Here is a 13,067-nt window from a genome sequence, read left to right as displayed (position 1 = left end):
TCACCCTTGAAGAAGTTTTACCATTCACGGTAAAAGGCCTAAAAAAGGAACCAGGAGGTATCAATGGACAAAATGAGAAAAATAGGTTTCTATCTCATTAGTACATTAATATACAAACAGATGTGGCAACAGGTAGGACCAAATCCTGTGATAGTATCATCCACAGAATGGCATAACGGTAATCATAAATCCTATTTTTTTCGGCAAGCGCTAATATTCCTAAGGTTCCTTTTCACCTTGTGAACCAAGAAACAATATAAAATCTCTGAAAAAGTTATCGTCAAAACTTCCTTTCATCTCATCTTGCATAATTTGCAATGCTGAAAATGGGCTTCTTGCATCAGCATAAGACCTCCTTGTCGTTAAAGCATCGTATACATCAATAATGCTGGCTATCTTGCCATATTTATGAATATCATTACCTTTTAATCCTTTTGGATAACCCTTCCCATTCTGTTTTTCATGATGCTGCATGACAGGAATGATGGAGGTGCTATCAATACCACGGGTTTGCATGAGTATATTAACGCCAAATTCAACGTGCATTTTTATGGCCGCAAATTCTTTTTCGTTCAGTCTTTCTTTTTTATTAATTATTGCAGACTCAATCTGGGTTTTTCCTATATCGTGTAACAACAATCCAGTCCCAATCGCATGCATTTCTTCATATTTAAAACCTAAATATTTTGAGAATAACAGTCCTAATACAGACACATTTACTGAGTGTGTATAAGTATAATAATCATAAGAAATCATACTCATCATGTTTGGCAAAGAGGCTTTATTTGACAGAATAAATTCGACAGCATTTGATACCCAACCCTCAGATCGTTCTACTTGCTCACCTGAGCGTGGGTCTTCGAAAATATCCAGCATGATATTTTTAGCAACGCCATATACTACCTGAACTTTTTCATTAATATGTATTTTATCATCGTTAATAATGTGCTTTAAGCGTAATTCAACATACTTTAAATATGCTTTTTCATCTTTTTTACGTATAAATAATATTTTTATCCGGTTCCGTAACAACTCTTCAATTTTGTCTGGTTTAATAGCGTTTGTTCCACTGCAATACAATATATACTTCGTTCCACCGTCAACACAGTTTTGTAGATAAAGATCACATCCAACGGTTGTACCAACCCGAATTGTTTCCAGGGATACTGATATATAATCGTCTGATGTATTCATTTTATTTATGCTTCTCTATCAATTATATTTCCACAAAACAGTTCTTCCTGTATACGTTCAACACTATCCGACATATATCCATCAGAATAAATGATAACCATTTAACACGCATTCAGTGTAATCTTGCTCATTTTGGCTCGAAGCAAGAATAAGGCGCGATGATGAAGCTGAGATATCCTCGATTCTGAGATGCCCATTAATTCGCTTATTTCCCTCAACATGAGATCCTCGTAATAATATAAAGTAATCACCAATCTTTCTTTTTTGGGTAGCTCAGAAATGGCTTTTGCTAGCAAGGCTCTTTCTTCCTTTGTCTCTAAATCGCCTAACGGGTCATGGAGTTTAGGGTCGCTGATTTCCTGACGTCTATTCCCCTCCGCAGCATTTTCTGATTTTTGATAAAATTCTTCCAGCGAAAGGAACGTACCCAAACTGATATCCGTTAATAATTTATCCCACTCTGCCGGTTTCATTTTCAGTACTGATGCAATCTCTTCCGAACGCGGCGGTCTGTTTAGTTTCTGTTCCAACGACATGTACACATCTCTTACCAATGTTGCCTTATCGCGCATGGAACGTGGTAACCAATCCTGAGATCTCAAGTGATCCAAAATTGCACCACGAATGCGAGAAAGGGCATATGTGCCAAACTTTGCATTACTTTTAGAATCGTATTTTTCCGCCGCCTCTATCAATCCGAGGATGCCATATTCTACGAGGTCCTCCTTGTCCACAAATGAAGGAAGATACACCATAATTTTGCCCACTACATACTTAACCAGGGAGAGGTTGTCAGTAATTAATTTATCACGCTTCGCCATATTTTCACCTGCATAACTCGTCCGATTCTTATTTATCGCGCTCATTTCTTTTTTCCTTTTTATAAACCTTATTTATTGTTTTGATCAATGGTATGATCTGCTCTCTGAAGAACGGAGTTATGCGGTTGATCAGGCTCTTCAGACGGAACAGTCTTTGCCACACTCACAAAATATTTAATGAATAAATGACTTAATACGCCAACAGCGCTTACAATTACAATACTTCTCAAAGCTAAGATGGGAAGAGAAACACCAGACATCATCCCTAGAAAACACGATGAAAAAAACACAATCACCATGAGATATATACGAAGACTGGCTAATAGGTTCTCCATCCAAATAACCTCCGTTGCACAGGCATAAGATCCCTCCGTTAATCCCCATGGTTTAAGGGGAATTTTTATGCTTCCTACTGCTCGTTTTCATTGGTTTACAAGCATTTTTGCATTCAGGAATTTGGGCTTAGAGTATCCACGTATTTTTCATCAGCAATCCGTCTAAAATAACCCTCAATTCCCAAAGCCTGTGTTCCATCATCTTTTTTTAAAAATGAAGCTGCTATACTACTGAGACAACTGGTTGCTGTTGTGTTAGGATATTCTTTTACAAACGATTTTTGAAGCCTGGTCGCAATGGGCACGTTCGGATCCCGCAATAAATATCCAAAATATTCTATATTTACATCCAGAAACCGTCTCGTTACCGATGTGATTTTTTTCACAGTTATCTCTGCCTCTTCCTTGCTGCATGATTGATTCACCAGCAGCCTGATATTTAAATTCTTTCTCTTTTTAGAAAGAACTTTTATCATAGCATACGCATCCGTTATCGCAGTGGGCTCAGGTGTAGTCACCAACAATATTTCATTCGCTGCAAGCACAAAACTCAATACATTCGACGATATCCCCGCACCAGTGTCTACAATAACAATATCTACTTCATCATCTAATCCACTAAATCCTTTAAAAAGCCGATCTTTTTGCATCTCATTTAAATAAGTAAGCTCCTCAACACCTGAACTGGCAGGAACAATCATTAATCCATCGGGACCATGGTGAATAATATCTTTCATTTCCTTGCGACCAGCAATGACATCATGTAACGTGTACTCAGCGTGAAAACCCAGTAAAATATCAATATTTGCAAGCCCTAAATCGAGATCTACCAATAAAACTCTTTTTTTGTATCTTCGAAAAATCATCGCCAGATTTGTAGCAATGTTCGTCTTCCCTACCCCACCTTTACCGCTCGTTACTGCAATTGTCCTTACTTTAGAAAATCCCGCGGTCATTTTGTATCACTCTCCGACAAAATATTACGCTATTTATAATTTGACCATACCTAGAGAATCAATCTTAACACCTGATGATATCTCCTTATAGGACAATACCGCTACATGAGGTAATGCACTTTCAATGAGACGGCGAATATGACTTCTTACATTAGATGATGTGAGCAGAACCACCTCATACCCGGATGATAGAGAATCTCTAACTACCTCTGTTAATTTATCAATCAACTTTTGTGCCATATTCGGCTCCAAGGCCAATAAGTTTCCCCTTTCTGTCTTATGAATCGAATTGGCAATGGTCTGCTCCAGTTGAGGATCAAAGGAAATGACCCCGATTTTACCTTCCCCACTCTGGTATCTTTGGCAAATTGTCCTGGAAAGTCTTTGTCTCACATATTCTGTTATTAATTCAGTATCTTTTGTCGCTGGAACGTAATCCGCAATCGTTTCAAGTATGGTTGCCATATCACGAATTGGTACTTGTTCCTTTAATAAATTTTTCAGAACCTCTTGTACACTACCAAGGGGCATTACGCTTGGCGTCAATTCCTCAACAACCGCTGGTGACTCCTTCTTCAAATTTTCAATAAGTTTCTGCACGTCTTCACGGCACAGAATTTCATATGCATGATTCTTTATAATTTCTGTGAGATGAGTAATCATCACCGAGACAGGATCTACGATCGTATATCCTGAAGCCTCTGCCTCTTCCTTTACTGTTTCGAAGACCCACAGGGCAGGTAAACCATAAGCAGGATCGAATGTTTTCGTTCCTTCAACCGATTTGGTAATTGCTCCAGAATCAATAGCAAGATAGCAATCGGGAAACAATTCCCCCCTTGCAACATCCTGTCCCCGTATTTTAATAACATATTGATTCGATTCTAATTGCAAATTATCTCTTACCCGAATGGGGGGTACAATCATACCCATATCTCTGGCCATTTGCCTTCTGAGCGCATTAATTCTTTCCAGGATACCCCCATTCTTCTGCGGATCAACAAGAGGGACTAATTTATATCCCACTTCTATCCCCATGCGATCTACGTGAAGCAGCTTTTCGACACTTTCTTCAGAATGTGCCTCTTGTACATCCTTTTTAACGTCTTTTTCCATCACTTCTTCCGTCGCTAATTTCCTGGTAGATCTCCTGAGAACGAGAAATAGCATCCCGAAAAACCCTGCAAGAATCATGAAAGGCATTTTAGGAAGGCCCGGAATTATACTAAATACCGCAAGTATTCCCGCCGCAAAGGCCACTGCATTCGGCTGATTAAACAGCTGGCCCTTCAGATCCTTGCCCAGATTCTCGCTTGAAGATGTTTTGGTAATAATGACGGCAGAAGCAGTAGCTATAATGAAAGACGGGATTTGTGATACAAGGCCGTCACCCACCGTTAAAATCGTGTAATGCTGCAATGCCTCCGATACGGGCATCCCTTGTCGCATGCCCATAACAATTCCACCCACAATGTTAATTAATACGATGATAATGCCAGCAATGGCATCTCCACTTACAAATTTACTGGCGCCATCCATAGCCCCATGGAATTCCGCCTCCCTGGAAATCAGTTCCCTCCGTTTGCGGGCTTGATCCTCTGTAATAAGGCCGGCATTTAAGTCCGCATCAATACTCATTTGCTTTCCAGGCATTGCATCCAGGGTAAACCTGGCAGCCACCTCAGAAATTCTCGTAGCACCTTTCGTTATTACGATAAATTGAATAACAATAATAATTAAAAAGACCACCATTCCGATAACAATATTTCCACCTACCACAAACTCACCAAACGATGCGATTACTTGTCCCCCATACCCATGTAATAAAATTTGCCTGGTGGATGCCACGTTGAGTGACAACCGAAAAAGTGTTAAAAATAACAATATGGAAGGAAACGTCGATAAATCCAGTGGTCCTTTTGCATGGAGAGTAACCAACAACAGTAAAAGGGTAATTGAAAGATTTACGGTTATAAGTAAATCAAGAAAAATTGTTGGAATCGGTATAATAAGCACCACAAATATGCCTATCACCCCTACGACTAATGCAATCTCTCCTTGTGAAAATAATTTACCAAAAGAATTTTTAATCATGTAATTTTCGTTATCGGATGCCATATTCAATTTTCATCAATGTGAGGCCGTTTCCGTTTATACTCTCTGATTTCCCTTCTTCAATTGATAGACATAAGACAAAACCTTTGCAACTGCATAATACAGTTTCTGTGGGATTTCTTTTCCGATTTCAACCGTTTTATAGAGTGTTTGTGCAAGTGGTTTGTCTTCCACTAACGGAATTTTATGTTTCTTTGCAATCTCTTTAATGCGCTTTGCAATCAGGTCTGCGCCTTTTGCAACTACCGTGGGCGCCTTCATCGCAGTGCTATCATATTTCAATGCGACAGCATAATGTGTTGGGTTTGTTACCACAACATCTGCCGTGGGAATCGATGCCATCATACGCCTCATAGCCATTTGGCGCTGTACTGATCTGATTTTCGACTTTATCAACGGATCGCCATCCAACTGCTTTCTTTCTTCTTTAACTTCATTCTTAGTCATTCGCAAATTGCGTTTATACTGCCATTTTTGATAAAAGAAATCTAAAACAGCCAAAATGAATAATGCCGTCGATACGCGCAAGGCAAGTCCATACATCAATTTTATACTTATCCCAAATATTTCAATGAGACTCAGGTCTATAATGTCTATTATGTTTGTATGCCAAAACTCCTTTCTGATATAAAAAAAGGCAACACCGCCAACAAGAAGAAGTTTTAGCACGGAAAAAATAAGTTTTATACATGATTTTGTCGAAAAAAGATTTTTTATACCTGATAGAATATTGAGTTTGTCAAGATTGGGTTTCAACAGCCCAAAATTAAACATCATGCCTACCTGAAGATAAGATGCAACCAATCCAATTAGCAATAATCCACCCAAAATGGGAGAGAGTATTTTCATTAATCCATAAACCTGAGATATGATAACATTCACTACTGAATCAGCTGTAAAATCTTTGCAAACCAAATTTCCCAGAGACAATTTCATTGTTTTACATATTCCGTTATATGTGCTTATACCCAGAGCATACAACAATACAAAGCCAAACAATAAGCAAGCCGCATTGTTCAAATCCTGGCTAAATGCAATACTCCCCTTGCTTCGTGCATCATTTAAACGTTTACCGGTAGGTTGTTCTGTTTTCTCTGTATCAGAACCAAATGCCATCTTTTCAGCCTCATATAACAGACAACAACGACATCATGCTTTGTTCTAAAGGAATCAGATAAGATTTCATTGCATTAATTACAAATGGAAGCGCTATGATGAGTATTAAAAAACCGATTAATATCTTTATAGGAAAAGCAATAATAAATACATTAATTTCTTGCGCGACTTTTGTCATCAGTCCAAGAACAACTACTGTTAACATGAGAACCACTAATGAAGGCGCCGATATCTTAATTCCCATCACAAAAAAAGATTTAAACAGAGAGAGTATTCTTGATAATGTCACCGTGGTATATTTGAAACTCCCAAGAGGAATTATTCCGAAACTTTGCACTGTCGTTTTAATAAACCAGTGATGCCCGTTAATTGTAAGAAAGATAAGAATGGCAATCATGTTGTAAAAGATCGATATTGACTGTTCTTCCTCCCCAGTCTCTGACGTTGGATCAACAACCGCAGCAGTATCAAGTCCCATTTGGTTACTTATCAAATGACCTGCCATAGTGAAGGCTGAAAATATAACCGAGGCTGCAAAACCAACCACAGCACCAATCGCAATCTCCTTGAAGGCAACGAACGCATAGGGGATAATATTGGATGGCAACATGAACTGGTTTTTCTCTACGCTGGGGTATAATATGAAGGCGAACATCAAAGCAATAGCAACCCGCACTTGCAATGGGACATTGGCATTACCGAAAACAGGGGCAAAAATCATCATCCCTCCCACGCGGAAAAAAACTGCCATAAAGAATGGCAGGTCATTTACAATATTCAAGAAATAATCCATAGAAACTTATTGACAATATCTGGTCAAATTTCCTAATAAATTTACGGTGTAAGAAGTTATCATGCGCAGCATCCATGGCAAACACAGCAAAAACACTCCCATAACAGCAAATATTTTTGGTAAAAAAGTAATCGTTTGTTCATGAATACTCGATATTGTCTGAAATATTCCGACAATCAAACCAACAACCATCGCAACAACAAGCAAAGGTCCCATAAGAACAACCGTTATCTGTAATAACTCTTTTCCAATATGGACGACTATTTCCGTGGTCATAACTAACTCTCCGTATTATCATGTATAAAATAATACCAATTGGCACTCAGTATTCGGATCGTTTATGCCAGGCTTGAAATCAAAGACTGTATAATCAATTGCCAGCCGTCCACCAGGACAAAAAGAATCAACTTAAACGGCATTGAAATCATGGCGGGAGGAAGCATAACCATCCCCATGGCTGTCAGCACACAGGCAACCACCATATCAATCACAAGAAAAGGGAGAAACAGGAGGAAACCCATCTGAAATGAAGTCTTCAGTTCACTGGTAATAAAGGCTGGGATTACTATGTGCATCGGAATATCCCTAACCGACATTGGTTTTTCCATTTTTGCGATATTCATAAATAGGGCGATATCCTTCTCACGGGTCTGCTTAAGCATGAATTTTTGAAACGGCACGAGTCCTTTCGTTAATGCCTCATTCTGCGAAATCTCCTCTTTCAGATACGGCTGAAGCGCCTCAGAATTGACCTGTTTCCATACAGGCGCCATTACAAAAAATGTCAGAAAGAGTGAAATGCCAATGAGTATCTGATTCGGAGGAAGTGTCTGAAATGAAAGCGCCTTCCGCACAAAAGACAGCACAATAATGATTCTCGTAAACGAGGTCATAGTTAATAATAATCCTGGCAATAAGGAGAGTGCCGTTAAGAAAAGGACAATCTTTAAGGTACTGGCTACCTCCTTGGGTTTTCCCAGATTGTCGATACTCATCGTTAATTTTAACGGCAAAGAGGTTTCACCGGCAGCCTCAACGACACCCAGAGAACCAAAATTTATCGCCATTCCACAAATGATCAAAATCATCAACCATCTTCTCATATCATCATCCTTGCGTAACACTACATTCGGCTGCCTTTGGCAGCAATTTTGAAGCTACCAGATTGAAATTTTAAACATAAATTTATGTTTGTTCTGTGGAAACACGTTTAAAAAACCTCATAAATTCGTTGTTTTTTGATTCTGTTTCTATGGACTCGACAATATTTTTTTCCGTTATTTCAGTAAGTGATTGAATCCTCTCATTGGTAGTACCTATTAACAATACCTTACCGGGCACTTTAACTAGATGAATATACTTCTTTGATCCTAAAGATATCGTATCCACAATGTGAACGTATCTCTTCCTTCCATTTATACCCGTTTTAATTCCCAATTTTTTCCGTAAAATAAAAACCGTAACTACAATAATAACGATTACAATTCCCGTTGATTTCAGCAATTTGGTAATTTTAGGAAAATTAATAGGTGACATGACGCCAATACTGTCAGATCCTGTAGTAGCACTCCCTTGTTTCTCTGTTATACAATATCCCTTGTCACAGACAAAAAAGGATAGGGAAAAAATTAGCAGCAGGCACTTTTTTTTCATTTTATTTCGCACAAAGACAGCATCGATAAACGAAATATATAAACATTTTTCTGTTTTTTTCGGTTTACTGAATCTGCCGGATTATCAAGCAACATGCCATTGTGTTTTGAGCAAATAAGATGCCTCATTATTTCTTACAATTTTTAAAAACAATCAATCTCCGTCTATCCGTAAGATAAGTATATATATTATAAATATATACATTACACTAAATAGACATTACCTCCCTACCTGCAAAGTATTCAATTTTTCCCAATTTTTTCTGATACCTGAAAGAAATTATTTATCGTAGGCTTTTTGTACTGCTTGTGGAAATTTTGAACAAAATCTCAGAGAAATGTGGAGACCGTTTGGTTATGACACGAAAAATGTCTTTCCCGTGTAATTGTGTTGAGTTGAGTTGAGTTGAAAGGAATCGCCCCATTCATGATTTTAATGGAGAATGTTTAACTGGTACACAAAATAATCCAGAAATAAGGAATAGCAATGATTTAAAACCACAGTGAGAATAATTGTGCCTGCAAGCTATCGTGGAAGAAATAAACCGTGAATCTCAATTATTAGCCGTTCTGCTAACTGAACTGACCGGCAAATAAAACGCATCCGGAGAGGAAGCTGAAAATTTCCAAAAAATAACGATTCAGATTCAAAAAATTTACTTACGGAATTAGAACAGATCATCCCAAATTTCTCACCCGTTCTTCAGAACCGCATATATTTGTAATCTTCAAACCGAAGTTCTCATCTACAACAACGACTTCCCCCTGTGCTAAGAGTTTTCCACGAACGAGCAAGTCAACAGGTGTACCCGCTATTTTATCTAACTCCACAATTGATCCTTGCGATAAAGCAAGGATATCTTTTACCAACATGTTTGTACGTCCCAGCTCAACCGAAACAGGCACTGAGATGTCCAGGATCAAATCTAAATTACGCTTACTTTCGTCTTTAATACCGTCAGTAGCAATGGAGTTTAGTTGACTAAACTGTACTGATTGTATTGATGTCTCAGCATCTGTATTCTCATTTGTATCAATCTCTTTTACTTGTTCCATGTTTTACCCCTTTATAGTAATTCAATCAATTAATCAGATTCCCCCCGCTCGGAATGAACTCACGCTGAGTGAAGTCGAAGTATAACAAAAAGATACCCATATCAAAAATTCTGAACTGCTAATAAGATACAGACGATACCTGAAATGCCATCTTTTTGCCGATTGCGCCTGGCTTACCGCTACATTTTGTTTTTTCCCCAATCTCCATGCGTATATCCTCTGTTATCTTGTTATCCAGTTTTATTACATCCCCAACTTTCAGATGAATGAGTTCATTAAACATCAATTGGGTTGTTCCTAGGATCACAGAAGTAGTTAACTTTGTTTCTCTCATAACATCTTTAATAATGACAATTTCGTCTTCCCTCTTCATTTTTTCTATTTTTGATTTTACCATTATCATTTCCAGACTCATGACAGGAATACATAAAATGATTGTCCCATTACCCAGATCTCCGTTTGCAGCAAAATTGATTGATATCATGAGTTCAGTAGGGGGCGCAATCTGTAATGATTTTATATCAGTATCCATCTTTTCTATCTTCCATTCTGGTTGAACCATCTTTAACCAGCAAAGCCTTATCTCTTCTATAATATTAGATAACACCGCACCCACTACCGACTCTTCGATTAATGTAAGGGGTCTGATCTTTTGTGGTATTTTCCCTGGTCCGCCTAAACCTCGATCTACAATAGCAAGACAAAAACCTACATCAACAGTCAAGCAACCAAATCCGGCGAGAGGATTTAAGTTCACAACATTTGCACACACTGGATCAGTAAATGAATTCACAAACACTTCGTAACTAAATTCTTCAATAGCAATAAGTTCAACATTTACTGAAACTCTGAGGAATCGGGAAAGTGTAATCCCAATCGTTTTGGCCATCTCTTCACTAATCTTCTGTAATCGGCGCTTTTGTTCCCTCGGAAATCTATCAGGACGACTGAAATCATAATGTTGAACTTTTCTGTCTTTTTTGGGCTCAATCTTTTGTCCAACCAATACTTGCCCACTTTCTATAGCAGATAGGAGTGCATCCACTTCCTGGTTGCTCAGTATTGCATTTGACATTTCATCAATCCTCGATTTGATGCATTATTGGATAACAAACTCTGTAAAATATACTTGCAGTATCCCGTCTTCCATCTTTAATACTACGTCTACAGCATCTTTTATTTCCCTTCGAAGGCTTTCCTGCCCTTCCAACCCTTCAGCATCTTCCAATGTTTTTGAAGAAAGGATAGAAATTAACCGATCTTTTATTTGTACTGATCTGGCTTCGATCTTCTTTTTTACGTCTTCGTCCCTTGCTTCCAGGTTTATCTTAGCCTTAAGATATCGTCTCCCACCGGAACCACAAAGATTTACGATGACTGTATCGAGGGGTACAATCATGGATTCTTCCGCGACCTCTTTTTTATCCTCTTTTCCTTTTTCATCCTTCTTTTTTGATGTAGAGACTGGTTCCTTCTTTATTTCAGGGAGTTTCGCTGTTTGTTCATCTGCTGTCTCTTCTGCTTGTTTCTGGTCTTGTTCCATCACATCTGGTTGTGTATTTCCTATTAATGAAGGATATACCTTTGAAACAAATACAAACGCACATCCGACTGAGATCAGAACGACCCCGCCCATCATTATGAGAGTTTTATTACCTTTCCCCTTATTTGTCGGCTGATCTGCGATCTTTTCCTCCAGCGTTTCCTCTATTTCACTTTTTGCCGTATTCTTTGCCATAGATACACACCTTTACCTTTTTCATAGGTTTCATATAAACATTTTAAGGATAAAATTATTTTTTGCCCTTTTTAAAATCACTCTTCAATAATTTTAATCTTTCACTCAATTTAACCGCAAGAGTAAGATCAACAGACTCCAAGATTCTTCCAGAACTTTTACCATCCATCATTGTGAGTAATTTAACGGCAGTATCCTCATCCATTTCTTTAATAATCATTGCTGCTTTTTCTGGTTTCATACCACTATATACGGCTGCCAATTTTTTTATGTTTTTTGATTCTGCCTCATCAAGCTGAACTGTTTCTTTTTTTAGTTTTACCTTTTGAGTAGATACGACTTCGAGAATTTTATTTAATTCCTGTTTGACAGCATCGAGTTCCTTTCTCTCAGCTTCCAGGTCAGCACGTAATGACTCCAAGACTTTCTCTTTATAATCCAACATCTCCTTCCTTTTCTTATACTCATTTTTTTCCATCTCTATTTCCTTTAACATTACAGCTATCTCACTTGAAGAAAGAGGTTTAAATATTGTTGTTGCATTTTGTTTATATACGGCAGGCAATTTCGTCACCAATTTCTCTTTCATGTCTTTTTGTATCTTTTTATTCTTAACAGTAGAAGTAGCAATCTGATTTATATTTGTTTCATCATCTTCATTTACATCTTGAGATGTTACTTGTGTCGTCTGCTCTGTCAGCGAAGACTTTGAACCTCTCATAAAAATCATACCCATGACAGAAATTCCAAAAACAACAATTCCTATGCCAGGCAACATCATCATTTTTTTGTTTACCAGAAGTCTCATAATTACATTCTCCAGGAATGACTAATGGATATCTTCTTTCGTACGTTTGCGAAAAAACCTGGATGTAGCAACCTCATCGAAATGCTTATTTTCTATTCGTAATACCTGCTCTTTATATTCTTTTTTATACCGTTCCCGTAATTTTTCAAGGACTTTTCTCTTCTTAAATACAATCAAGAGTTTTTCCCGTACATGATCCATTTTTTTGAAAACCTCTTTTACTTTAGAGCTTTGTACGACAATATCCCGATTCAGTTTTGAAAAATATGATTCAAAGAGGACAAACACTCCTGCTTCAGATTGCGTACATAATTTTTTTCCCATCTCCGATTGTTGCAACGTCAGAATTGACTGTAAAAATCCCAGCAACTTTTCCTCATCATGAAATTGCTTTTGCAAAATTTTCAATTCTTTCACGAGTCCTTCTTCCCGACATTTTTCAATTTCCAGCAATTTTTGAAATTTAAAATGGAATCTCATATC

At 37.9% G+C, this 13,067-nt stretch carries 14 protein-coding genes; all 14 read right to left on the bottom strand.

Going from position 1 to position 13,067, the window contains the following annotated elements; translation table 11 throughout:
• Window positions 1-219: 219 nt before the first annotated feature.
• The 14 genes from BROSI_RS12525 to fliJ all read right to left on the bottom strand — a co-directional run bounded on the left by BROSI_RS12525 (window position 220) and on the right by fliJ (window position 13,064).
• On the bottom strand, window positions 220-1,194 hold the full coding sequence (locus tag BROSI_RS12525) for an HD-GYP domain-containing protein (protein WP_052564136.1): 975 nt from the start codon (window positions 1,192-1,194) through the stop codon (window positions 220-222).
• Between the two features lie 101 nt (window positions 1,195-1,295).
• A complete protein-coding gene (locus BROSI_RS12520; RefSeq protein ID WP_052564134.1) occupies window positions 1,296-2,060 on the bottom strand; it encodes a sigma-70 family RNA polymerase sigma factor in 765 nt (254 codons plus the stop codon).
• 403 nt (window positions 2,061-2,463) lie between these two features.
• Complete coding sequence (locus tag BROSI_RS12510) at window positions 2,464-3,306, bottom strand: MinD/ParA family protein (protein WP_052564131.1); 843 nt, start codon at window positions 3,304-3,306, stop codon at window positions 2,464-2,466.
• 33 nt (window positions 3,307-3,339) lie between these two features.
• Window positions 3,340-5,400, bottom strand: a complete 2,061-nt coding sequence (flhA, locus tag BROSI_RS12505; protein WP_052565819.1) for a flagellar biosynthesis protein FlhA — start codon at window positions 5,398-5,400, stop codon at window positions 3,340-3,342.
• Window positions 5,401-5,457: 57 nt separating this feature from the next.
• A complete protein-coding gene (gene flhB, locus BROSI_RS12500; RefSeq protein WP_052564129.1) occupies window positions 5,458-6,537 on the bottom strand; it encodes a flagellar biosynthesis protein FlhB in 1,080 nt (359 codons plus the stop codon).
• Window positions 6,538-6,547: 10 nt separating this feature from the next.
• Entirely contained in the window at window positions 6,548-7,318 is a 771-nt protein-coding gene (fliR, locus tag BROSI_RS12495) for a flagellar biosynthetic protein FliR (protein WP_157842516.1), read from the bottom strand.
• Window positions 7,319-7,336: 18 nt separating this feature from the next.
• Window positions 7,337-7,606 carry a flagellar biosynthetic protein FliQ gene (locus BROSI_RS12490; RefSeq protein WP_052564127.1) on the bottom strand — a complete coding sequence of 90 codons (270 nt, stop codon included), beginning with the start codon at window positions 7,604-7,606 and terminating at the stop codon, window positions 7,337-7,339.
• Window positions 7,607-7,668: 62 nt separating this feature from the next.
• Window positions 7,669-8,433: a flagellar type III secretion system pore protein FliP gene (gene fliP, locus BROSI_RS12485; RefSeq protein ID WP_052564126.1), complete on the bottom strand. Its 765-nt coding sequence runs from the start codon at window positions 8,431-8,433 to the stop codon at window positions 7,669-7,671.
• A gap of 82 nt (window positions 8,434-8,515) precedes the next feature.
• A complete protein-coding gene (locus BROSI_RS12480; protein WP_052564125.1) occupies window positions 8,516-8,983 on the bottom strand; it encodes a flagellar biosynthetic protein FliO in 468 nt (155 codons plus the stop codon).
• Window positions 8,984-9,660: 677 nt separating this feature from the next.
• Complete coding sequence (fliN, locus tag BROSI_RS12475; RefSeq protein WP_052564124.1) at window positions 9,661-10,038, bottom strand: flagellar motor switch protein FliN; 378 nt, start codon at window positions 10,036-10,038, stop codon at window positions 9,661-9,663.
• Between the two features lie 118 nt (window positions 10,039-10,156).
• Window positions 10,157-11,113 (bottom strand): flagellar motor switch protein FliM, encoded by a 957-nt coding sequence (locus BROSI_RS12470; RefSeq protein ID WP_052564123.1) that lies wholly within the window; start codon window positions 11,111-11,113, stop codon window positions 10,157-10,159.
• Window positions 11,114-11,137: 24 nt separating this feature from the next.
• The gene (locus BROSI_RS12465; protein ID WP_052564122.1) at window positions 11,138-11,776 is read right to left on the bottom strand and encodes a flagellar basal body-associated FliL family protein; all 639 of its coding nucleotides are present in this window, start codon (window positions 11,774-11,776) and stop codon (window positions 11,138-11,140) included.
• A 55-nt stretch (window positions 11,777-11,831) separates the two neighbouring features.
• Complete coding sequence (locus BROSI_RS12460) at window positions 11,832-12,584, bottom strand: MotE family protein (protein ID WP_052564121.1); 753 nt, start codon at window positions 12,582-12,584, stop codon at window positions 11,832-11,834.
• Between the two features lie 21 nt (window positions 12,585-12,605).
• Window positions 12,606-13,064 carry a flagellar export protein FliJ gene (fliJ, locus tag BROSI_RS12455; RefSeq protein WP_052564120.1) on the bottom strand — a complete coding sequence of 153 codons (459 nt, stop codon included), beginning with the start codon at window positions 13,062-13,064 and terminating at the stop codon, window positions 12,606-12,608.
• Between the last annotated feature and the right edge of the window lie 3 nt (window positions 13,065-13,067).

It is taken from the genome of Candidatus Brocadia sinica JPN1 (assembly GCF_000949635.1).
GTDB lineage: Bacteria > Planctomycetota > Brocadiia > Brocadiales > Brocadiaceae > Brocadia > Brocadia sinica.
The sequence above is the reverse complement of the archived record's forward strand: the minus strand, read 5'-3'. Positions and strand labels throughout refer to the sequence as shown.

What these genes read in the sequence shown, in the direction of transcription:
- BROSI_RS12525 (WP_052564136.1), bottom strand. Translation starts at nt 1,194, where the DNA reads ATGAATACATCAGACGATTATATATCAGTATCCCTGGAAACAATTCGG.
- BROSI_RS12520 (WP_052564134.1), bottom strand. Translation starts at nt 2,060, where the DNA reads ATGAGCGCGATAAATAAGAATCGGACGAGTTATGCAGGTGAAAATATG.
- BROSI_RS12510 (WP_052564131.1), bottom strand. Translation starts at nt 3,306, where the DNA reads ATGACCGCGGGATTTTCTAAAGTAAGGACAATTGCAGTAACGAGCGGT.
- flhA (WP_052565819.1), bottom strand. Translation starts at nt 5,400, where the DNA reads ATGATTAAAAATTCTTTTGGTAAATTATTTTCACAAGGAGAGATTGCA.
- flhB (WP_052564129.1), bottom strand. Translation starts at nt 6,537, where the DNA reads ATGGCATTTGGTTCTGATACAGAGAAAACAGAACAACCTACCGGTAAA.
- BROSI_RS12490 (WP_052564127.1), bottom strand. Translation starts at nt 7,606, where the DNA reads ATGACCACGGAAATAGTCGTCCATATTGGAAAAGAGTTATTACAGATA.
- fliP (WP_052564126.1), bottom strand. Translation starts at nt 8,433, where the DNA reads ATGAGAAGATGGTTGATGATTTTGATCATTTGTGGAATGGCGATAAAT.
- BROSI_RS12480 (WP_052564125.1), bottom strand. Translation starts at nt 8,983, where the DNA reads ATGAAAAAAAAGTGCCTGCTGCTAATTTTTTCCCTATCCTTTTTTGTC.
- fliN (WP_052564124.1), bottom strand. Translation starts at nt 10,038, where the DNA reads ATGGAACAAGTAAAAGAGATTGATACAAATGAGAATACAGATGCTGAG.
- BROSI_RS12470 (WP_052564123.1), bottom strand. Translation starts at nt 11,113, where the DNA reads ATGTCAAATGCAATACTGAGCAACCAGGAAGTGGATGCACTCCTATCT.
- BROSI_RS12465 (WP_052564122.1), bottom strand. Translation starts at nt 11,776, where the DNA reads ATGGCAAAGAATACGGCAAAAAGTGAAATAGAGGAAACGCTGGAGGAA.
- BROSI_RS12460 (WP_052564121.1), bottom strand. Translation starts at nt 12,584, where the DNA reads ATGAGACTTCTGGTAAACAAAAAAATGATGATGTTGCCTGGCATAGGA.
- fliJ (WP_052564120.1), bottom strand. Translation starts at nt 13,064, where the DNA reads ATGAGATTCCATTTTAAATTTCAAAAATTGCTGGAAATTGAAAAATGT.